Below are 22626 nucleotides of genomic sequence, written 5' to 3'. Positions count from 1 at the left end.
AAAAAATTCGAACAATGGGAGCGTGAAAAATTTTATTAACTAGTTTGCTTAATGAAAGCTGTTATTCTCGATTGGTCAAGTTTGAAAGTTTAAGATAGTATGAACTAATAGGGGGATTTGCTGATGAATGAATTGAAAGCGCATTCTAATCCAAAATTAAGTAGAAATGCCTGGCTGACCATTGGCTTTCTATTTACTGTTTCTATTATTAACGTTGCCGATAAGGCCATTATCGGTCTCGCTTCTGTACCGCTTATGAAGGAATTGAATTTATCACCCTCCCAATGGGGAATTGTCGGAAGCTCCTTTTTCTGGTTATTTTCTATATCGGCCTTACTGGTAGGATTCTTATCGGATTATATTGGCACTAAACGAGTCATTACCGTGATTACTTCCATCTGGGCTGTCGTACAATTTGCCACCATCTTTACGATGAGCTTACCCTATCTTGTCGTCACCCGGATGATTTTGGGAGCCGGTGAGGGGCCGACCTATGGACTAGCTATGACGATGGCCGCAAAATCCGTTCCGAAAGAAAGAGTTGGCGTAAGCCTTACTTTAGTCTCCGTCGGCAATACCGTTGGCGCCGCCATTGCTGCCCCTGTGTTACTTTACTTCATTGTCAATCATGGCTGGCGTTCGGCATTTATCTTTTTAGGAGTCATCGGAGCGATTTGGACCTTATTATGGGTGCTTATTGTAAAAGAAAATAAAGAGGATATCAGTGTTAGACCGATTAAGGTTAAAAACGAGGACGAGGCGAAAGCTAGCTGGTCAGAGGTTTTACCAAAGCTGTTTTCCCGCAATTTTATTCTCATTTCACTGTGTGCTTTTGCTTCTTATTGGTTTTTCGCCATTGAACTCGCTTGGTTCCCTAACTATTTCGAGAAAGCTAGAGGAATAGATGGTACGATGCTGCAGCTGGCGATTATGATTCCTTGGGTGTTGACTACCATTTCACAGCTGTTTTTTTCCTCAGTTTCTGACCGCATTTATGCAAAAACACAAAACGTTGTCCGTTCACGGGTATTTATTGTAGGCCCAATGATGCTTTTGGCGGCACTCTTTTACTACCTGGCAACAGTCGTCGAATCGAGTACGCTTGCCGTTGCCATGTTAACGTTGGCGGTCGCACTAAGAAGTATTATTTTGGTGCTCGGACCAGCGATTTTAACAAGTGTTTTTCCAAAGAAACATTATGGGAAGGCGCAAGGAAGTTATACAGCCATCTATTATTTAGCCGGGATTCTCGCTCCTTTCGTGACAGGCCTGATTATCCAAAATGCCGCTACAACCATCGCAGGATTCCATCAAGCCTTTCATTTAGGTGCCGCTATCATTTTTGTCACCGGCCTGCTGTTCTGGATTTGGGTTCGTCCACAAGAAGCGGCGCAAACCGTTAATAGTCAGAAGGTTGGATGATAGGTAGGCAGGAACTGTTTTTTCGGTAAGTCAGAATATGGAAAGGTTGTATCTGTTTGCGAACCCTTGATGGAGTGGTGCTCCTTCAGGGGTTCTTTTTTTAAAAAAAGAACCCTTGATGGAGTGGTGCTCCTTCAGGGGTTCTTTTTTTAAAAAAAGAAAGTGGGTGAGTTTTTTCGCGAAAAAAAGTTATAATCTAAATAAATAGAGGCTGGAGAGAGTGAAAGAGGTGTCGGGCAGCAAAATGTCGAGTCTTACGAAAATGTTAGCGATTCTAGATTTATTTACCGAAGAAAAACCGATTTGGACGGCGGAAGAAATCACGAATGAATTTGATTTTTCGGTGCCGACCGGTTATCGATATGTGAAAGAATTAAGTACTGCCGGATTATTGGCAAGGGTGAAAGGCGGGTCGTACGTAATTGGGCCTAAGATTATTAAATTGGATCGGCAGGTTAGAATTTCCGACCCAATCATCAAAATTGGCCAGCCGATTATGGAAAACCTTGTGAATTTGACAGGCTGTGAGGTTTTATTGAGCAATGTTTTTAATGAAGAAATTTTAGTGGTACATACGGAAGCACCGGACAATAAACAAACCAATATCAGCTACTCGCGGGGGATTCCACACCCGCTATTCAAGAGTTCTACATCCAAAATTATCGTTGCAAATCTGCAAAGAAACGATCTGATCAAACTGTTTGAATCGCGTCGGGAAGAAATTGCTGAGGCCGGTTTTGGAGGGGATTGGGAAGAGTTTAAAAAAGCCATATCGAAAATTCGCCGTGATGGCTACTGCATCTCTCATGGTGAACTCGACGCCGGACTATCCGCTATCGCCGCCCCCATCTTCAACAGCAACCAAATCAAAGGCAGCCTAAGCCTAGTCCTCCCGACTGCCAGATTCTCCGTATTCAACACGGACAAACTCATCGAAATCGTCAAAGAAGCAGCCAATCTAATCTCAAACCTAATATCAGAACCACTTTGACGAGTGATGCATGGGTGATGATGCATGGGTGATGCATGGGGACGGTTCTCGTGCATCAAAATTAGCGAAGGAAAGAAAAATGCACAGGGACGGTTCGTGCATCAAAATTAGCGAAGAAAAGAAAAATGAGGCAGGAGAACCGTCCCTCTGCCTCAACCGTGAAACCTCGAGCTAAATATGTTATATTTCCATGTATCGAGAAATTTTAGTATTGGGGTTGAATACTTTGATTGAGTACACTGAGCTGCATCATGTAAGTTTGAATGTTACAGATTTAAGCAGGGCAAAGAAATTTTATAGTGAAATTCTATGTTTAAAAGAACTTACCCGGCCTGCTTTTGATTTTGAAGGTGCCTGGTACGGTATAGGAGGTCAACAGCTGCACTTAATTGTCCTTCCCCACTCACAAACCATTCGGCACGACAAAAGCTTAAGCAGCAGGGAAGGACACTTTGCCCTTCGAGTCAAAAACTATGCAGAAACTTTAGCTTGGCTGAAAAAGAACGGAGTAAACGTCCTAGAAAAGTCAAACAGCGTCAGCGGCTTTGCCCAAATCTTCTGCGCCGACCCCGATGGAAACCTCATAGAATTAAACGTTGATCAATCGGAGTTGTGATGCATGGGGATGATGCACGGGGACGGTTCTCGTGCATCAAAATGGGCTGGGCGAAGGAAAGAAAAATGAGGCAGGAGAACCGTCCCCATGCCTCATGCTCTAAATATCAGATTAGGCGAGACCCCTAAAATTCTCGCTGCCTGGCGCTGGGATACGCCTTTGATTGTTTTTACTTTTTGAAAGACTTCCTTTCTTTGTGCCTTTGGCAGTACCTTTACGCGAGTGATATCCACAGGGCCAAGCAGTTTCTTAATGACGACCCTTGCCTCTTCGTCCGGCAGCCTTCTTCTTTTCTCTTCCAAGCATTCATCGTTGTTAATTTTTTCGTTATATTCTTTAAATTTTTCCATCGCAAAGGTTTGATCAGGGGATATCTTTCCGAGAATAAAGTTTGCATCAAGCAGATTTCTTTTATCATGGGGGTTAAAAGCGTAGTACTCACAGCAGCTGCTCCATCTCCATTCATTTAGTCTGTCCACGATTCCAGCCTTAACGGGATTTTGATGAATGTACCTAGTAACTGTTAGTAAATACCTATTATCTTCTACATTTTCACTTCGGAATCTCCCCTGAAACAAATGCCCTGTCGTGTCGTACTTCCAGTTATAATACGAGGCATAGCTGACACCAATCCGCTTCATCGTATTGGAAATGGTTTCATTTCCTTCCCGGATAAGGAGATGTACATGATTGCCCATCAAACACCAAGCATATATCTCCAAATCCGATTCAGCTTTATACTTTTCTAGAATATCAAGAAACCTATTACAATCCTCATCATCATGGAAAATCTCCTGCCGATTCGCTCCTCTCCACATAATATGGTATATACCGCTCATACTCTTCAACCTTGCTGCTCGGGACATCTCAATCACCTGACCTTGAAATTAAATGGGGAAACAAGGTGAAGCATGGGGACGGTTCTTATGTCTCAAAAATGTACAACAGGCCGTATTAAATAAAAAGTTATGTAGACCAAGATGGTTATTATTAAGGGAAAATTCATATAAAAGTAGTTTAAAAGTGGGTTAATTAAGAAGCGCGAGAACCGTCCCTAGGTTCTGCCTGGTTCCGGGGGTTTATCTGAGGTTACAGCTCTATCATATACTACTTTAAATAGTTTTTCATCTTTTTACCATTTAAGGGGAGGCAAAAAATTAGAGGCATGAGAACCGTCCCCACGCATCAGCGGCGAATCGAAAAATGATGCATGAGAACCGTCCCCATGCATCACTATTTCAAACCACGTATACTGCGTTTTTGCCGGCGAGTTTGGCGTTGTACATGGCGGAGTCTGCGCTTTTTAGGATGGTGGCGGGGGTGTCGTCTGGCTGGCAGACGGCGATGCCGATGCTGGCGGAGACCCTGCAATCGTTGACGCTTAGCTGCAAAAGTTTTAAGATCCGGTTTGCTAGAGCCTCCGCTTGATGGGTGTTTGCGCCTTTAAGCAGCACTGTGAACTCATCACCGCCAAGGCGGCTCACAAAAACATCCTCATCCTCTATTTCTTGTAATTTTCCGGAAACCTCGATTAACACCTCATCCCCGGCCTCGTGGCCATACTGATCATTCACCCTCTTAAAGCCATCCAAATCAATAAACATCAGACAAACCTGCTTCTTTTTCCTTAAGGAATGCTCTAATTTTCTCAAAAAATAATGTCGATTGGGGAGGCCTGTCAGCGAATCATATAAAGCCATTTGCATTAGTTTTTCATTTAACTCTTGTATTTTTAGCTGTTTGTGTTGGAGCTTGTCCGTTAATACCCCTACCCCAATCGAGCAGGATAGAGTAATGACAGAGATGCCGATATGCAGCGCCGCGCTTTCATCGATCATGTCCTCACTGTGGAACTTTTTTTCATAAAAAAACCAGCTTAAATGATAAGCATTAAGGATGATTCCAGTAAAAACGCCGCCATATAATCCTAGATAATAGGAAAAGATAAAGCACGGGAAAAGCAATGCAAACCACGCCATGTCGTCGATGTAAAACGTTTCGTAGTCATCTAGAAAGTCGGGTAAGAATGCAAAAAATATACATAGCAAAACAAGCGGCACAGGAATTTTCCTACTAACGCCCACATTCAAATTCATCAATCAGTTATCCTCCTTGGCAGCCCAGCCGAAAATAGCAAACATCCCCATTTCAAGGAATTAATTTAGTAAAATTATAATTCAAATTCACATATTTTAATAGATTACAAAAAATGGTGATACATGGGGCTGAGGCATGGGGACGGTTCTTATGCCTCAAAAAAAGAAAAATGATGCATGAGAACCGTCCCCATGCATCACTCAATCAATAGAGCCCATTGTTTGGAATACTTCGTTTGTTTGTGGTGTGACGTAGAGGGTTCGGCTTGGGAAGGCTATTTCTACTGCCTCTTCCTCTAGTATCGCCTTGATTTCTAGATTGATTTCGTGTTTGATTTTTACGTGTTCTGCCCAAACGGTCGAGTTTGTGAAAAAGTAGATTAGAACATCGAGACTGCTCTCGTTATAGTGGTCGAACGCGACCATAATGGTATCCGGGTGGATTTCCTCATGCGTCCTTAGCAATTGTTCAATCCGCCTCACTACTCGTTCCAGTTCTTCCTTCGTGGTTTTATAGTTAAGTCCTAAGTGAAAATCGATCTTTCTTTTTCCCATACGGCTCCAGTTCGTAATCGCTTCGTTCGCGAGTGTCGCATTTGGAACCGTCACTAGAGCTTGGCTAAAGGTTCGAACCTTCGTGCTTCTAAAATTGATATCTTCGACAATCCCCTCTACGCTCGGCGTCTTGATCCAATCTCCTATGGAAAATGGTTTTTCCGTGACAATCACGACCCCGCCAATGAGATTCCCGACCGCTTCCTTTGCCGCTAAAGCAAAGGCAAGTCCCCCTAAGCCAAGGCCGGCAACCAATCCATTGACATCATAATTAAATTCCTGCCCGATAATACTGATACTAATGGCGATAATAATGACGCGAATGGTCCTTGAAATAAACGGAAGAAGAATCAAATCAATCTTATTATTCATTTTTTCGTTAACACTGATCAAAATTCCTGTGCTAGGAGAGGACAAATTAAACAATCCCCATGTAATTAAAACAATGATCATCGAACGCAAAAATTTGATAAACAACGCATTTTGCTGCTCCATAAAAGGGAAATAATCCATTGCCAGGTACAAACCTACAATAATAAACGCCCACCCTAAAGGACGCTCAAAACTCAAACAAATCTGTGTTAAAAATTCAGTCGGTGTTTTGCGGGCCAATTTTACAATCAACTGAAACACATATTTGGTAAACAGGTTTCTAAAAAGAATAAATACAACCAAAATTCCAATCGAAATTCCTAAATTTTTTAACATGTCATAGTCTATGTCCGCCGTTGAAAAAGCCAATACCAAAGAATCCAAAGACATTTCAAAAATACCTTCCCTCTACTCCAAGACTTTATAACATCATTAAACCATTACAACGAAATATAATAACTTTTTAAAAAAAATAATGGAATACATCAATAGTCTCAGATTGAAGCACGGGGACGGTTCTCTTGCCTCACAATTGCCTGTGACGAGTCAGCTTTAGCAGAGGTGAGGCAGAGGGACGGTTCTTATGTTTCAAAAAATGGTGTACTAGTAGACACAAATCAATCCGATTATTACCAATAGTTAAGTTAGGAGAAAATGGCGGGCAACGACTGAAATGAGGCACGAGAACCGTCCCTACGTATAATAGCGCGGAGTACGATAGTACATGGTTTGGTTAAAGGCTGGATAGATTGAGTTAAAGTGTATAAAGATGTTTGCATCGAGCAGTTCGGGATACTGACGGAAAAGACATTGGTCACCATAGATGATAGCAGATAGGGCAAGGTTCAATTCACGCTGGAAGATCAGGAATCGCCGCTGTGCCGTTTGTTCATCAAATTCCCCTCCACTCACATACACATTTCCGCTTAAAATAGGCGCCCCCTTCTTTGTTGTCATCCATTCTGCCAGTACTTCATCACGCTTGGAAACGTTAATACCTGTTAAATCATAATGATAACCAATACTCAAAAACAAGTCACCGGTCGTATCGGAATGTGTCAAAGTGTATTTTCGGCCATAAACCTGCATCGATGATGAGGAAGGCAAGCAGTTAACATGCAACTTAGAAGGATTGAAATCCGGATTCATAAACATACTCCCTATAAAAGATTTAACCCTTTATAGAATATTTCGGAAAAATGAAGACTGTGAACCATTTTGGCGGTTCTTTTGTTTAGAGTAGCTGGCGATGATGCATGAGAAACGTCCCCGCGTCTCAACACAAAATGATGCACGAGAACCGTCCCCATGCATCAAAAGACCTGTTTTTGCCCGATTTACAATATTCTCAAAGTCTATTAACGTCGGCTCAATATTTCTCCTGTATTTTTGTATATGAAATACATATTCTTACAGGAGATGATGAAAACGTGAGAAAGAGTTTAGTAGCTGGATTGGCTTGTTTGTCTTTGGCGGTAACGACCGCTGCCCCTTATGCCGCATTGGCCAAGCCTATTGAAATTTCCCCGACTGAAAATGGACAATCGACCTTGCGCCCGCTTACCTCTAATGTGGCGGTGATTGCCCACCGCGGTGCCTCCGCTTACGGCCCGGAACATACTCTTGCAGCCTATAAGCAGGCAATGACCATGAAGGCAGATTATGTAGAATTCGATTTGCAAATGACGAAGGATGGTCAGCTGATCGCCATGCATGATGAAACGCTCGCGCGGACAACCAATGCCAAGGAGCTTTATCCTGACCGATCACCATGGCGGGTAAAGGATTTTACGCTCGAAGAAATCAAACGTCTGGATGCAGGTTCATGGTTTAACAAAGCCTACCCGGACAAGGCGAAACAAGCGTATATTGGACAGCAGGTGCCAACCCTTGAGGAAGCCATCGAGTTTGTCAAACAGCACGGAAACGGCAAAGTCGGCCTCTATATGGAGACAAAAGCACCGAACGTTTACCCCGGAATGGAAGAGAAAGTCATTGATGTTTTGAAAAAAACAAATGTCCTAGACAGCGAAATGCTTTTTCTAGAGTCGTTCAGCGAGGACTCACTGCGTAAGTTAAAAACACTTGCCCCTGATGTCAAGCTGATCCAGCTTTATACAGGTGCCATGCTGGCTGGCAAGGATGTCTCACAGGAAATGAAGCGAATCTCTGATTATGCTGCTGGGATTGGCCCTAGTAAGGAGCTGGTTGTTCCAAAGCTGATGGAGGCTGCCCACCAGAACCAGCTGCTCATCCATCCGTGGACTGTCAATGCTCAGGACGATATGGTTTCATTGCTTTCCCTGGGTGTGGACGGTGCCTTTACCAACAATACGGACCTGCTGGTTGATTTAGTTGAAAAACCGTTTATTTCACATGGAGTGGCGAGCGGGGATGTAACCGATTCGTCTGCGATTCTATGGGCACGCACTAACGCGGCAACAAATGTTCAATTTGAAATTTCCACGGACAGCAGTTTTAAACACGATACCATCGTAAAAACAAGCCCTGCAGACGTGGAGCATGACTACACAGTTAATGTCCAGATTGACGGATTAAGGCCGGATACGACTTATTATTACCGGGCACATGCGGTTTCCAGCAAATATATCGTGAACGGTTCCTTCAAAACGGCACCGGAGGAAAACAGCTTGAAGCCGTTGACCATGGTATGGGGCGGGGATACGGGCGGCCAGGGAGAGATCCCTCCATTTAAATCGTACAAATCGATGGCAGCTTTAAATCCAGACTTCTTCCTGTTCAGCGGGGACACCATTTATGCTGATAATGCAACACCGGCCGTTCCGAATCCTCCGTCTGAAACCGTACAGGATTTCTGGGCGAAGTATAAGGAGAACCGGACCGATGCTGGGCTGCGCAGCCTTTTGCAAAAAACAGGAACCTTTGCCATTTGGGATGACCACGAGGTAATCAATGATTTTTCCGGACCGTCCCAGCCTCTGACACCAACCGGATTAAGTGCGTTTAAAGATTACTGGCCGATTTCAGGTGAACGCAGTGAAGCAGACAAGCTTTATCATAAATATTCTTGGGGAAACACGATGGATATGATCATCCTTAATAACCGGGGATACCGCTCACCGAACACTCAGCCCGATGGTGCGGATAAAACCATGCTTGGCGATGAGCAGGTACAATGGCTTAAGCAGCAGCTTCTTGAGTCAGATGCCAAAGTGAAACTAGTCGCGACTTCCGTGCCAATCTCAATTCCGACCGGAAAAGCAATGGCGCGGGACGGATGGGCAAACGGCGACAACGTCAACCCGAATGACCCAACCGGCTATGAGAACGAGTTCAAGGAAATCTCTGATTTTATTATCGAAAAAGGAATCAAGAACGTCTTTTTCGTCACGACCGATGTCCATTTTGCGGAAGTCATCAAGTATGACGCCAACCATGACGGAAAAGCGGATTATAACGAACTCATCAGCGGACCTATCGGCGCAGTAAAAATCAATCCGGGAACATTAGACCCAACCTTTGGACCTGAAAAACTATACGCAGAAGGCAACTTCTTCAACTACGGCGTCTTCCGCGTCGACCCAGCAACACAGCAAGCAACAGTAGAAATCCAAGACGAAAACGGCAAAACCCACTTCAGCCACACCTTCGAACTGGAGTAATGCACGGATGAGGCATGGGGACGGTTCTCGTGCCTCAAAATAGGTGATGCATGGGGACGGTTCTTGCGTTTCAAAATAGGGGTCAGGCAACAGCTACCAAAAAACAACCTACTAAAATGAGGCATGGGAACCGTCCCTCTGCCTCTTTCATAATTTACAGGGGATGATGTGCATGGAACAAGTGAAAAGGAATTTCAATTTTCTATTGCGGATACTTCCACGTGCTCTGCAACTATTTTTGAATGTGACGCTTGTCTTGCTGGCTACCATTCTAGCAATATTATTGGTGAAAGAATTACTCATTTTTGGCCGGATGTTGGTGGACAATGGCAGCCATGACCACCAGCAGTTTTTTGCCAATATCCTGCTCTTCTTTTTATATTTTGAGTTCATCGCGATGATTGTTAAATACTTCAAAGAACAATACCATTTTCCAATTCGATACTTTCTATACATTGGCATTACCGCAATGATCAGGCTCATCATCGTGGAGCACGATTCTGCATTAAACACCTTAATCAACGCACTGGTCATCCTAATTCTTATCATCGGCTATTTCATCTTAAACCTAACTCCCCGCGAAAGGCCCGAGAGGATTTGGAGGCATAGTTGATGCATGGGGACGGTTCTTCTGCTTCAAAATAGAATAGAAAAACATAATCACACCACGATGGCATTTTGAAAACCCTTTCATCCCTGCGAAGGTGCCACCAATTCCACTTTCATTCGATCCGGGTCTTCAAAATACACCGCATAATGGTCTGTTCCTCCGGCAAAGGGATGCTTGTCCTCATATAAAATCGGTACATTTCTATCTTTCAATTTACTCGTTATATCCTCAACGTGCTGGCGGGATCTGGCATGAAAGGCCAGATGATTCAGACCCACACGGCATCGGTGATATGCTACATTTAAATATTTTTCCTCTGCCTGCACAAAAACAATATAAGTTTCACCCAATTTCCAGCTCTGGCCCCGATCCCATTTTTGATACATGCAATAACCTAACTCTTCCAAAAACCAACCCCAAAAGTCAGCCGAAATCTTTAAATTTGAAACATATAGCTCGATATGATGAATTAATCCTTGCGACACCTAAATTCCTCCTAGTGGTACATGTGACGGTTCTCCTGCTTCAAACATATGTATCACGCTAAGAATCTATAAACATTCCATGCTAACAAGAGAGTTATCCCAAAAGATTAATGGGAGCATATGCGGAAAAGAGGCACTAGAACTGACCCTGTTCAATTTATATATTCAATAACCTTCACTTAAAATTCCGCAAAACTCCCCCTTTTTCTCCATAATACATCAAATTCCTGCAGGGAAATATAATACATTCACTTTCTCTAATCACCAAACCACCAAGAACTTATCATGATAATAAAGGGAAGCAGAAATCTTAAGTATGACACAACCTTGGTGTAACATGACGTCCCCCTAATTCCAATGGTTTTACTTTCAGGAGGCCTTGATTCTTTTCCGTTTTAGTCTTCCAAAAAAACCTCAATATTTAATATTAACTAACAATCATTAATAAATTAGTATGAATAACAAAAAGAGAAGTGCACCGATAGCACTCCTCTCTGAATCTCTAATGTTCAAGAGGGAAACTTTTAAAAAATCCCCTTAAGTCGGACGTCTTGGGTAGTTCCCCTAATTATTGATAAAATCTATGGCAAGACCCGTAACTAATCACACTTTTCTCATTTTCTATAAAGAATACACTTTCGAGCTTATAAGGTACTTATCGACAATATCCTGTCGGACCTTGAATCCAATTCCAGGTCCGTCTGGTACAGCGACAATACCTGGCTTGCTTAGGACAACCTCTGGTTCAATTATATCTTCTGCCCAATATTTCTTGGAGGCAGAGGTGTCTCCTGGAATCGTAAAGTTTGAAAGAGACGCAATCGCAATATTATGAGCACGTCCGACCCCCGATTCAAGCATTCCTCCGCACCAGACAGGAATTCCATAGGATTGACAGAGGTCATGCACCTTTTTAGCCTCCGTTAACCCGCCAACACGGCCAATCTTGATATTTATAATCTTACAGCTTCCTAGCTCAATCGCTTTTCTGGCATCCTCTACGGAATGAATGCTTTCGTCCAAGCATATAGGTGTTTCCAATTGACTCTGTAACTTGGCGTGATCAATGATGTCGTCATGGGCAAGCGGCTGCTCAATCATAATCAGTCCATATTGATCCAGCTCTTTTAGAAGGTCAATATCCTCCAATGTGTAAGCTGAGTTCGCATCGGCCATAAGCGGCACATCATAGCCGAATTTTTCACGGACTGCCCTTACCCGCTCAACATCAACACCCGGCTTGATTTTTATTTTAATTTTTTTATAGCCTTCCTCAAGAAACTTTTCTACTTTGTTTAACAATCCTTCAACAGTTGGCTCAATCCCAATACTTACACCAACCTCAATTTCTTCCTTTTCTCCACCCAATGCCGCAGCAAGGGAGATTCCCTTTTGCTTTGCGAATAAATCCCAAATCGCACTTTCAATACCCGATCTCGCCATGTTATTTCTGCGCATCCAGGCAAATTCTTTCGTGAAATCCTCTGGAGATTCAAAGTCCATTTCGAGTACCCTTGGAATGATGAACTGTTCTGAGATATGGACAGCAGTATCGATTGTTTCCTCATTATAAACTGGTGCATCCATCGCTACGCATTCTGCATAGCCGACATGACCATCTCCATAAACACTAACGAGAATAAATTCACGCTCCGTTTCCGTCATAAAGCTCGTCTGGAAAGGAGAAAGGAGCGGCATTTTTAAACGTTCAAATTTCACTTTTTCTATTTTCATATGTAGTTCCTCCCAAAACGGCAAAGTATCTGCCGTTATTATTTCTCTTAATCCCTCGTCATTTTAATCATCCGCCAAGACAAAAAGCCATTCATCACGTTTTTTAAAAAACGTCTAAAAATCGACCTTCAGCCCGTTTTTTTCAAAAGTCGCCAAAATTGCCCTCGTTAAGATTTCCGTCCCCGCAATTAAGGCTTCACGGTCGAACGTCATTTTCGGATGGTGCAGGCCTGGTGTTAATCCACATCCTAACCCCAGCATAGTTGCTTTTACCTCTGGCCGTTTAACAGAATAGAAATGAAAATCCTCGCCGCCTGGAGTAACGCTTGGCGGCAGCAAGTTTTCTTCCCCTAGCACACTTGCAATCGATTCCGCCATAATATCCTTCGCTTCATCGTTTACCTCAGCCGCTACTACTTCAGATTCATACGTATAAGTAATTTCTACTTGATACAGCTCGGAAATACTGGCAATGACCTTTTCAACCTTCTCCTTCAATAGCCCCATCAACTTATTGGATTGGGCACGGAGATCAAGGCTGAACTCAGCGGACCCCGGGATAATATTGCTATTTTCTCCGCCAGCCATAAGCTTTGTCATTTTAACGGAATAAGGGACCATTGGATTAAGGTGGATTCCATTCAAATTCTGAACCAATGCAGATGCAACCTCAATGGCATTTGTCCCTAGGTGCGGCCGGCCGCCATGACCGTCGTCCCCGACAATTTTACCTGAAATAAATTGGCCAGCTCCGTGGACAATAGCAGGGGCTGCTTTTCCATTTTCAACCTCCAATTCCGGCCGCAAATGAACCCCATATAAATAATCCACATCATCAATGGCCTTTTTTTCGACCATTGTTAAGGCGCCATTTCCTTTTTCCTCCGCTGGCTGAAAAATAAACTTTACTTTTCCCGGCAGTTTCACATTCAATTTTTTCAGTGTCATAAACACGCCTAATGCTAATGTCATGTGGGCATCGTGGCCGCAGGAATGATTCGCTTTCCACGTGCCGTCCACCTCTTGCCACAAGGCATCCATATCTGCCCGGAGGCCCACCGTCAAAGGCCCCTTGCCAATTTCCGCTATCACCCCTGGACAATCATCAAATGTCTGAACCAAATCAGCCCCTAAATCCTCTAGCCGTTTAGCGATATACCGGGTGGTGTTTACCTCTTTCCAACTCACTTCCGGGTGTTGGTGAAGGTATTCAAAAATGTCATAGATTTGAGATTTAAGGGTGCTAACCGCTAATGTTCCAATCATAACTAAATCTCCTTTGTTTTACTGGGACGTGGCTTCTCCAGAAATCATGGTCCGCCAGCCCATTTTATTTCGCAAAAACTTCCGTTTCTACTGTATATTTTTCCAATGCAGCTTGATTAACCTCATAGCCAATTCCCGGTTTCTTGGAAAGTTCAATATTGCCCTCTGAATCCATATCAATCCATGGGTCAATGATATCCTGTTCCCAATAACGGGCAGAAGGAGCTGTATCCCCCGGAATTGTAAAATTGTCCAAGCTGGTGATGGCTAGATTGTGAGCACGCCCTATACCGGACTCGAGCATCCCGCCGCACCATACCGGAATATTGTTCTCTTTGCATAAATTGTGAACTTTAATAGCTTCAGAGATTCCGCCTACTCTGCCAATCTTAATATTAATAATTTTACAGCTTCCAAGTTCAATCGCCTTTCTGGCATCATCAACGGAATGAATGCTCTCATCAAGGCAGATTGGGGTCTGAATCTCAGCCTGTAATTTGGCGTGATCGACAATATCATCATGGGCCAGCGGTTGTTCGATCATAATCAGCCCGAGGCTATCCATCTGCTTAAACAGGCTTACATCATTCAATGTATACGCTGAATTAGCATCCGCCATCATTGGAATATCGCCATATTTGTCTCTTACCGCCTGCAGCATTTCAATATCCTTCCCAGGCTTAATTTTAATTTTGATTTTTTGAAATCCCTGTTCGAGATACTTCCCTACCGTTTCAAGAAGCGCCTCTTTCGATTCCTGAATCCCGATACTGACTCCGACGGCAATCTTTTGTTTCGTTCCGCCGATTACTTCCGCAAGAGGCTTACCCTGCTTCTTAGCATACAAATCCCAAATAGCGCCTTCCAAGACTGATTTAGCCATATTATTACGGCGGACTTGTTTAAAAAGTTCATTCACTTCATCCGGATGGCTGATTTCTTCCTTTTGAAAAAGAAACGGAATAAGGAAATCCTTCAATATATGCCAGGCCGTATGGACAGTTTCTTCATTATAAAATGGGTTGGAGTTGACAACGCACTCCCCGTAACCGATATCGTTTCCAGCATAAACCTCTGTTATAATAAATTCACGATTCGTCTGGGTACCAAAGCTTGTTTGAAACGGGAACTTTAAATCCATCTTTAGTTTTCTAAGTACAACTTTTTCAATTTTCATCCTATTATCCCCTATCTTATTCATATAGATGGCACGCAACTGCATGATTCGCTGCAACCATCTTCTTCACCGGGACTTCTTGTTTGCAGATCTCCGTGGCGTATGGGCATCTTGTATGAAAAACACAACCAGATGGAGGGTTTAACGGTGAAGGAACCTCGCCTCTTAGCGTAATTCGTTCTTTTTTTACGGCAGGATTTGGAACCGGTACTGCTGATAGTAATGCCTGAGTGTAGGGGTGAAGCGGATTGGCATACAATTCATCCGTCAACGCCTCTTCTACCAGCTGCCCTAAATACATAACCCCAATACGGTCCGAAATATGACGTACAACACTTAAATCATGGGAAACAAACAAATACGATAGTTGGAATTCATCTTGAATCTCTTCTAATAAATTTAAAACCTGCGACTGGATGGATACATCAAGAGCGGAAACAGGCTCATCACAAATAATCAACTTCGGGTTGACCATCAGCGCTCTTGCTAAACCGATTCGTTGCCTTTGCCCTCCCGAAAATTCATGGGGATAGCGATAATATTGCTCCGACTGAAATCCCACTCTGTGCAGAATATCCATGACACGCTCCATCCGTTCCGCTTTGTTGCCAATACGGTGGATTTTAAGCGTTTCTTCTAAAATATGACCAATTCTTTTTCTTGGATTCAAGGAGGAGTATGGGTCTTGAAAGACCATCTGCAGTTCTTTTCTCATGTTAAGGAGTTCTTTCCCCTTAAGCTTATAAAGATCCTTTCCCTGATAAAGAGCTTCTCCCCCAGTCGGCTCGACCAGCCTCATCACGGTACGGCCTGTAGTGCTCTTACCGCATCCGGATTCTCCTACTAATCCATAAGTTTCACCCTCGTATATATCAAATGATACATCGTTGACTGCTTTCACGTGACTAGTCACTTTTCCTAATGAATTGGTGACGGGGAAAAACTTCTTTATGTTCCGTACCTGCAAGAGCGGCTGTTCCCTTTTAGCTGTTTGTACCGACATAGCGATCCTCCCCTGCTTTCAACACTTCTTCATAGTGCCAGCACCTAATTTTATGTCCGCTTACTTCCTCTTTGAGTTCCGGCATCTCTTCTTTGCATTTTTGGCTGGCAAACTCACAGCGCGGGGCAAATCTGCAGCCCTTCGGAACTTGATGTAGCGTCGGAACTTTCCCTTCAATGACATGAAGCTTTTCCGAACGATTTCCAGTTAAATGCGGAATGGATTTTAATAACCCCCGTGTATACGGGTGAAAAGGGGACTTAAATAAAGTTTCTACATCAGCCTCTTCGATTACCTGTCCCAAATACATCACGACAACCCGAGTACAAACCTCAGCCACTACGCCTAAATCATGGGTAATCATGATGGTCCCCATGTTATAATCCTCTTTCAATTCATGAATCAAATCGAGGATTTGTGCCTGTGTCGTCACATCAAGTGCGGTTGTCGGTTCATCCGCAATTAACAGCCGTGGCTGACAGGATAGGGCCATTGCAATCATCACACGCTGTCTCATCCCTCCCGAAAGCTCATGAGGATACTCATGGACTCTTTTTTCTGGAGAAGGAATGCCCGTTAAACGAAGCATTTCAACCGCCCTAGCATAAGCCTCTTTTTTACTGCACTTTTGATGTAGAAGAATGGATTCCGCAATTTGATTGCCTACTGTGTACACCGGATTTAACGAGCTCATTGGATCCTGGAAAATCATCGAGATATCATTTCCTCTAATGGCCTGCATTTCACTTACGGAAAAATTTAAGAGATTCTTACCTTGATAGAGAATTTCCCCATCATACATAGTGGAGCCTTCATCCAACAGCCGAAGGATGGATTCGGCTGTCACACTTTTTCCGCACCCGGATTCCCCAACGACGCCAACAATTTCCCCCGCATAAACGCTAAAGGAAACACCATCTACAGCAGTAACCGTTCCCCGCTCTGTCCTAAAATGTGTTTTTAAATTTTTTACTTCCAACAATTTTTCCTGCATTCACTCTGCCCTCCTCTGCTCCTTATTTCTTTGCTTTATTATTATGAGGGTCCAACAAATCACGAAGGCCATCACCAAACAGATTAAGGCCCAATACCGTAAGCATAATGGCGATACCCGGAAACACAGTCATCCACCAGGCATTAAAAATAACCATCTTGCCATCATATAGCAGATTTCCCCAACTTGGAGCAGGTGCGGGAATTCCTGCACCTAAGAAGCTTAGCGCTGCTTCGGTAATAATCGAATCTGCAAAGATAAAGGTTGCTTGAACAACCAATGGAGATATCACGTTAGGGGCAATGTTAGACCAGATAATTCTCGATGAACTGGCGCCCTGAGACCTCAGTGCCTCAATATAGGTTTGCTCCTTTACCACAAGTGCCGAGGAACGGACTGTCCGCGCCACATAAGGTGTGAACACGATACCCAAAGCAATAATAACGTTTTCTACCCTTGGTCCCATTGCCGCCATAATCGCAATCGCGAGCAAAATAGCCGGAAAAGCCATTAACCCATCGCAAAGTCGCATCAAAATATTATCCAATGAACGAAAATAAGCGGCATAAAGTCCGATCACCATTCCTGCCAATGAGGTAATCAACGCAACAGAAAACCCTACCCCAATCGATACTTTGGCACCATGTGCCACCCGGGCAAGCAAGTCGCGGCCATAATTGTCCGTTCCTAAAAGATATTCCGAACTAGGCCCAAGCAGGCGCTTTTTGGCATCTAATTCATAAGGATCATGAGCGGTCAGCAATGGCCCAACAAGAGTGAACAAAAGAATCAGCAAAATAATAATGCTTCCTGTGAGGGCTAATTTATTCGAAAAGAAACGCCGAATCATTAATTCACGTCGTTCTTTCTTAATATGATTTTTCACGTTGGATAAAGCTCTTTCCTCCGTGACGGTTGATGTTTGCATGAATTAGCTCCCCCTTCCTATTTCCTGCTTAATCGTACTCGTGGATCGATAACACCATATAATAAGTCAATGATGAGATTAATCGTGACATAGCTAAATGCGACAAGCATAATGGCCCCCTGTATAACCGCAAAATCACGGCGTTCTACCGAGTTGACGATTAATTGCCCAATTCCAGGAATATTAAAGACTGTCTCTACTACCGCCGCCCCGGCCACAAGGGTTCCAAAGGTTTGACCAATGATTGTTAGGATGGGAATGAACGCATTCCTTAACGCATGCTTATATACAATCACTTTTTCTTTAACCCCTTTGGAGCGGGCCGTTTTTATGTAATTCGCATTTAAAATATCCAGCATAGATGATCTGGTCATCCGTGCAATCAGGGCAGCCTGCATCATTCCTAAAGCAATGGCAGGTAAAATTAAGTACCTGATGTGAAGATACAGCCCCGCATCCAATGGCTTATAGCCCGCTACAGGAAGCCACTTTAAATGGACTGCAAATAATAGAATTAAAAACAATCCAAGCAAAAAGCTTGGCACGGAAATCCCTAATAAAGAAAAGCCCATAAAAGATTGATCGACAACCGAACCTCTTTTTCTAGCAGCAATTACGCCAAGTGGGATCGCAATCACGATAGCAAAAAGCTGCGCAAGAATCGCTAAAGAAAAGGTCGGCCCCAAATGCGAAACAAACGCATGAAGCACAGGCTCATTCATAAAGAAGGAATATCCGAAATTCCCTTGCACTATACCCATGAACCAACTGAAAAATTGTTGGTATAGAGGGAGGTTAAGGCCGAGCTGATCACGCAGCTCGGCTACCTCGGCGGGACTGGCTTCCGGTCCCAGCATAACGGCTGCCGGGTCACCGGGTGTCATATGGATAATGAGAAAAACAACAACGGATACAACCATTAATACAGGTATCAGAGACAGTAACCGTTTTATAATATATCCTTTCAAAGTGTCACCACTCCCTCTTAAAACTAGTTACTTTTTCTCGACATTCCAAAGGATGATTCCTTGTAAGAAGCCCATTCCCTTGATATTTGAACGAGTTGTGGTAATAGTAGTCTTATTTCCGAATTTAATGATTGGAAGATAGTTATAAAACTCCTCCTGAAGCTGTTCAAAATATTTCTTTGCCTCTTCTTGGGAAGTGGCAGCGTTAATTTTGTCTAATAGCTCATCCATGACAGGGTCGTTCGTCCAGCCCGGCCATTGGTTAGCAGAATCTAAAAATACATATTTTGCCGGAGTTGGCTCAGTTGGGAAACCTGTGACGAACATGTCATAAGCATTCGCATCGCCACGCTTTTGAAGAAGTGTCGGCCAGTCGTAAACATCAAGCTTGACCTTCATGCCAATTTTCTCAAGTTGCTGCTGCACAACCACAGCGGCGTTGTAGTGGTCTTCATAATCCCGGCTGGCTAAAAGAACAATTTCCTCGCCGTTATATCCTGCTTCTTTTAAAAGTTTCTTCGCTTTTTCCGCATCGTGCTGGTTATATAATTTTTTGCCGGCTTCGTTGTACCATTCTACTTGGTCTTTAATCATCAGACCGTGCTCTAATTCATAGAAGTTTTCATTCGTGAAGGAAGCCATTAAAATTTCCTCTTCATCTAAAGCGGCATTCACAGCTTGACGAGCCTTTACATCTTGAAAGAATCTAGCTTTCTTGTTAAATACAATTCCATTAAATCCATTATGATCAACATGGTTTTCTACATCTTCATTTGCTTCTAACTGCTCCGCATTGTCAAACGGAATCGCATTGGCAACATCATATTCGCCTGTTTGAATCCCCGCTAAACGTGTGGAAGAATCAGTAACGAACTGGAAGTAGATATCATCAAGCAACGCTTCTTTTTTTCCTGCTAAACCGCTGCTTTTTGTTTCAAGGGATTGATAGTCTTTAAATTTATCCAAATGGACATATTGGTCTGTTTTCCACTCAACGAACTTATAAGGTCCCGTTCCAACGAATTCCGTAAGTCCTTTTTCCGTTGCGGATTCATTGACCTCTTTAGGAGTAATAATCGCAGCTTGTCCTGGGTCAGCCAGCATTCCGAGCGCCGTCGAAAGCGTTTGCGGCATTTCAAGCACGACAGCATTGTCGCCTTCAGCAGTAAATGTGGCATCTTTAAAATAAGATTTTCCTAATGGAGTAACGTCTCTCCAACGATTCATAGAGGCCACAACATCCTCAACCGTCATCTCTTTACCGTTGTGGAATTTAATTCCTTTTCTTAATACAAACGTAATCTTCTTTCCATCTTCACTGACTTTGTAGGATTCAGCGAGCATTGGTTCCACTTCAAACTTCTGGTTGAAGGTGACAAGCGATTCATATATATGTCTTGTAATATCACGTGTCGCAACTGCCGTAGTTAGAAGCGGGTCAAGAGTTGGCGGCTGGGCGTTGTAGGCAACTTGGAGCTCACCGCCTTTAAACTTTTCTTCACTTCCTGATTCTGATTTTTTCGAACCTGATTCCTCTGCTCCCGAACAGCCAATGATAGAGAACGCTAGAATTAACACTAAGAATAGCAGGCTTACTTTCTTCATTTTCCGTTTCCCCCTTATAGTATTTTTATCTCGCAAAAGTGTGAACTTCATTTTTAAAAATATGAAGTTTATACTTTAAAAAAATTTACCATATATTCAGTTTTTTCACAATACTCTTTCTAAATTTTATGAAAATCCATATTGTCAATGAATGAGCCATTTGGTACTGTAAAAGCACAAACTTCACTTTCATAACAACAAAGTCTATGCTTCACGATTATTTACACATTTGGAAATCTATAGTGCACAAACCTTGGGAGTTGATCCGATGGACACCTTTAAAGAAAAAATTAAACATCACTATCCCACATTATCCTCCGGACAAAAAAAAGTGGGGAAATATGTATTAGATCATCCAGAAGAAGCAGCATTAAAATCAGCAAGCCTATTAGGACAGGATGCCGGTGTCAGTGAGACAACCGTTATTCGTTTTTGTTATGTACTTGGGTATAGTGGTTTTAGTGAACTTCAAAATGAGGTAAGGAAATATCTTATTTTTCAAAAGAGTGGCCTGCAGGAATATCAGGCAAACAAAGAGGGGATTGCGGACCAGCCTAACTTTTTTATCCAAAGCATGCAGCGTGATCAGGGATATATTCAATTATTAAAAGAGCAAATAAATGAAGAAGACCTTTACATGGCTGCTAGAAAAATCTATGACTCAAATAATATCTTAGTTGCAGGTGTCCGTACGTCCTTTGCCATCGCGCAGTGGCTCTCATTTACCCTTAATATTATAAAAGGGAGTTCCCATCTGATTCACCCAGGTGTAGATGATATGAACTATTTGCTATCCAAAATAAACAACCAGAGTATCTTTATCGCTATAACATTTCATCGTTACTCTTCACTGACTATTGAGCTAGCTGAATTGGCAAAAAAACAAGGTGCATATGTTATTGGAATCACTGATTCTGATCTTTCACCATTAAAAGAGCATTCCGATATCCTTTTACCAATAAAATTACCTTCCACGTCCACCATTGAAACCGGACCAGTTGCCTTTTCACTCATAAATGCTCTTGTTGCAGGCGTAGCGGTCATCGATAAGGAAGGCTTTGAAAAACGAAGAGAAGCATATGAAAATTTTAATCCGGGGAAATTCTTAATTTAAACAGTGAAGCATGGGGACGGTTCTTCTGTTTCAAAATAGTGAGGGCAAAAACAACATGTGGAAACGAAGCAAGAGAACCCCTTCCCTATGTCCCAAAAAGGTGGCTTAATTGTATGCATATTGAACAATTCGAATATGTTATTGAGGTAGCTAAGAGAGGAAATATTTCCAGAGCCGCTGATAAGCTGCATGTTTCACATTCCGCTGTTAGCCAGGCAATATCCAGTCTGGAAGCGGAGCTTGGCATCCCTATCTTTATACGGTCGCGTTCTGGGAGCACGTTTACTGACAAAGGAGAAGCGGTCCTTAAATTATCCTATGAAATTATGAATAAAATCACGGAGTTAAAAGAGTTAGGCCATCATTCGAAGGAAATGCCGGGCAGCCTATCCATTTCGGCATCCGCTATTTTCTTCTCTACATTTCTACTAGAAGCTATAAAATCTTTTAAATTAGAATATCCACAAATCCAAATGGAAATCGATTCAAATACGCTTGTTCCCATTATCGAAAAGGCAAAAAGTTTCCAAACGGATATTGGTTTAATAATGGGCCCCGATGAAACACATAAGGAAGTATCCCGTTATATGAATGCCCGAATTTTGTATACCATCAAGCTAATGGTTGCAGTTAGCAAAAACTCCCCATTAGCTAAAATGGATGTGATCACACCTAAAGAAATGTTGAACTACCCTTTAGTCATCCGGAATGAACGGCCAAACCGAAAAACATGGGAGGATATCTTTTCTAGGTATGGCCAAGGAAACATATTATGTTATACAAACAATGACGAAGTGATGAAAAATGTGATCGCAAACGATTTAGCCATCGGCTTCTTTACTGATTTGATGAAAAAAGACCCGTTGGTTGTACGGGGCGATATTTGCTTAATCCCTTATTTTGATCCAATTGAAGTGCCAAACTACCATCTCATCTGCATCCAAGCAAAGAATAAATATTCCTCCATCGTTGAGAAGGAATTCATTAAATGTTTGCTAGAGTCCATTGAATCTTACAAATCAGAATTATAATCTTTCTTTTTTGAA

Annotated in this window: 21 protein-coding genes; 8 read left to right on the top strand and 13 right to left on the bottom strand. The window is 42.7% G+C overall.

From position 1 onward, the window contains the following. Nucleotides 1-123 precede the first annotated feature (123 nt). The 4 genes from ACNQGS_RS16840 (at nucleotide 124) to ACNQGS_RS16825 (ending at nucleotide 3029) form a co-directional block, all read left to right on the top strand. Complete coding sequence (locus ACNQGS_RS16840) at nucleotides 124-1422, top strand: MFS transporter (RefSeq protein WP_491488308.1); 1299 nt, start codon at nucleotides 124-126, stop codon at nucleotides 1420-1422. A 220-nt stretch (nucleotides 1423-1642) separates the two neighbouring features. Next, the gene (locus ACNQGS_RS16835) at nucleotides 1643-2413 is read left to right on the top strand and encodes an IclR family transcriptional regulator (protein ID WP_491488307.1); all 771 of its coding nucleotides are present in this window, start codon (nucleotides 1643-1645) and stop codon (nucleotides 2411-2413) included. Between the two features lie 10 nt (nucleotides 2414-2423). Then, the gene (locus ACNQGS_RS16830; RefSeq protein WP_491488306.1) at nucleotides 2424-2588 is read left to right on the top strand and encodes a hypothetical protein; all 165 of its coding nucleotides are present in this window, start codon (nucleotides 2424-2426) and stop codon (nucleotides 2586-2588) included. Nucleotides 2589-2639: 51 nt separating this feature from the next. Further along, nucleotides 2640-3029 carry a VOC family protein gene (locus ACNQGS_RS16825; protein ID WP_491488305.1) on the top strand — a complete coding sequence of 130 codons (390 nt, stop codon included), beginning with the start codon at nucleotides 2640-2642 and terminating at the stop codon, nucleotides 3027-3029. A 92-nt stretch (nucleotides 3030-3121) separates the two neighbouring features. On the opposite strand, the gene ACNQGS_RS16820 is transcribed toward ACNQGS_RS16825, so the two are convergent. The 4 genes from ACNQGS_RS16820 to ACNQGS_RS16805 all read right to left on the bottom strand — a co-directional run bounded on the left by ACNQGS_RS16820 (nucleotide 3122) and on the right by ACNQGS_RS16805 (nucleotide 7201). After that, complete coding sequence (locus tag ACNQGS_RS16820; protein ID WP_491488304.1) at nucleotides 3122-3895, bottom strand: REP-associated tyrosine transposase; 774 nt, start codon at nucleotides 3893-3895, stop codon at nucleotides 3122-3124. 372 nt (nucleotides 3896-4267) lie between these two features. Next, a complete protein-coding gene (locus ACNQGS_RS16815) occupies nucleotides 4268-5125 on the bottom strand; it encodes a diguanylate cyclase domain-containing protein (protein WP_491488341.1) in 858 nt (285 codons plus the stop codon). A 201-nt stretch (nucleotides 5126-5326) separates the two neighbouring features. Next, nucleotides 5327-6442: a mechanosensitive ion channel family protein gene (locus ACNQGS_RS16810; RefSeq protein ID WP_491488303.1), complete on the bottom strand. Its 1116-nt coding sequence runs from the start codon at nucleotides 6440-6442 to the stop codon at nucleotides 5327-5329. A gap of 303 nt (nucleotides 6443-6745) precedes the next feature. Then, a complete protein-coding gene (locus ACNQGS_RS16805) occupies nucleotides 6746-7201 on the bottom strand; it encodes a staygreen family protein (RefSeq protein WP_491488302.1) in 456 nt (151 codons plus the stop codon). 281 nt (nucleotides 7202-7482) lie between these two features. On the opposite strand from ACNQGS_RS16805, the gene ACNQGS_RS16800 reads away from it, so the two are divergent. Then, complete coding sequence (locus tag ACNQGS_RS16800; RefSeq protein ID WP_491488301.1) at nucleotides 7483-9696, top strand: glycerophosphodiester phosphodiesterase family protein; 2214 nt, start codon at nucleotides 7483-7485, stop codon at nucleotides 9694-9696. A 172-nt stretch (nucleotides 9697-9868) separates the two neighbouring features. After that, nucleotides 9869-10309: a phosphate-starvation-inducible protein PsiE gene (locus ACNQGS_RS16795; RefSeq protein ID WP_491488300.1), complete on the top strand. Its 441-nt coding sequence runs from the start codon at nucleotides 9869-9871 to the stop codon at nucleotides 10307-10309. 77 nt (nucleotides 10310-10386) lie between these two features. Here the strand turns inward: ACNQGS_RS16795 and ACNQGS_RS16790 are convergent, their stop codons facing one another. The 9 genes from ACNQGS_RS16790 to ACNQGS_RS16750 form a co-directional block, all read right to left on the bottom strand. Then, nucleotides 10387-10791: a VOC family protein gene (locus tag ACNQGS_RS16790; protein WP_491488299.1), complete on the bottom strand. Its 405-nt coding sequence runs from the start codon at nucleotides 10789-10791 to the stop codon at nucleotides 10387-10389. 621 nt (nucleotides 10792-11412) lie between these two features. Beyond that, nucleotides 11413-12525, bottom strand: coding sequence for an o-succinylbenzoate synthase (menC, locus tag ACNQGS_RS16785; protein WP_491488298.1), 1113 nt, complete (start codon nucleotides 12523-12525; stop codon nucleotides 11413-11415). A gap of 114 nt (nucleotides 12526-12639) precedes the next feature. Then, a complete protein-coding gene (locus ACNQGS_RS16780) occupies nucleotides 12640-13791 on the bottom strand; it encodes a M20 peptidase aminoacylase family protein (protein WP_491488297.1) in 1152 nt (383 codons plus the stop codon). A 64-nt stretch (nucleotides 13792-13855) separates the two neighbouring features. Further along, nucleotides 13856-14968 carry an o-succinylbenzoate synthase gene (menC, locus tag ACNQGS_RS16775; protein ID WP_491488296.1) on the bottom strand — a complete coding sequence of 371 codons (1113 nt, stop codon included), beginning with the start codon at nucleotides 14966-14968 and terminating at the stop codon, nucleotides 13856-13858. A 16-nt stretch (nucleotides 14969-14984) separates the two neighbouring features. After that, a complete protein-coding gene (locus ACNQGS_RS16770; protein ID WP_491488295.1) occupies nucleotides 14985-15971 on the bottom strand; it encodes an ABC transporter ATP-binding protein in 987 nt (328 codons plus the stop codon). Then, the gene (locus ACNQGS_RS16765; protein WP_491488294.1) at nucleotides 15952-16965 is read right to left on the bottom strand and encodes an ABC transporter ATP-binding protein; all 1014 of its coding nucleotides are present in this window, start codon (nucleotides 16963-16965) and stop codon (nucleotides 15952-15954) included. Before ACNQGS_RS16765 ends, ACNQGS_RS16770 begins: the two co-directional genes overlap by 20 nt. Before the next feature lie 22 nt (nucleotides 16966-16987). Continuing rightward, nucleotides 16988-17893 (bottom strand): ABC transporter permease, encoded by a 906-nt coding sequence (locus ACNQGS_RS16760; protein ID WP_491488293.1) that lies wholly within the window; start codon nucleotides 17891-17893, stop codon nucleotides 16988-16990. A 17-nt stretch (nucleotides 17894-17910) separates the two neighbouring features. Beyond that, complete coding sequence (locus tag ACNQGS_RS16755; RefSeq protein ID WP_491488292.1) at nucleotides 17911-18861, bottom strand: ABC transporter permease; 951 nt, start codon at nucleotides 18859-18861, stop codon at nucleotides 17911-17913. A gap of 27 nt (nucleotides 18862-18888) precedes the next feature. Beyond that, entirely contained in the window at nucleotides 18889-20466 is a 1578-nt protein-coding gene (locus tag ACNQGS_RS16750; protein WP_491488291.1) for an ABC transporter substrate-binding protein, read from the bottom strand. Between the two features lie 268 nt (nucleotides 20467-20734). Here ACNQGS_RS16750 and ACNQGS_RS16745 point away from each other — a divergent pair, with 268 nt between their 5' ends. Further along, entirely contained in the window at nucleotides 20735-21580 is an 846-nt protein-coding gene (locus tag ACNQGS_RS16745) for a MurR/RpiR family transcriptional regulator (protein WP_491488290.1), read from the top strand. 113 nt (nucleotides 21581-21693) lie between these two features. After that, a complete protein-coding gene (locus ACNQGS_RS16740) occupies nucleotides 21694-22611 on the top strand; it encodes a LysR family transcriptional regulator (RefSeq protein ID WP_491488289.1) in 918 nt (305 codons plus the stop codon). The last annotated feature ends 15 nt before the right edge of the window (nucleotides 22612-22626 follow it).

The organism is Neobacillus sp. PVCKKU3, assembly GCF_058323225.1.
The sequence above is the reverse complement of the archived record's forward strand: the minus strand, read 5'-3'. Positions and strand labels throughout refer to the sequence as shown.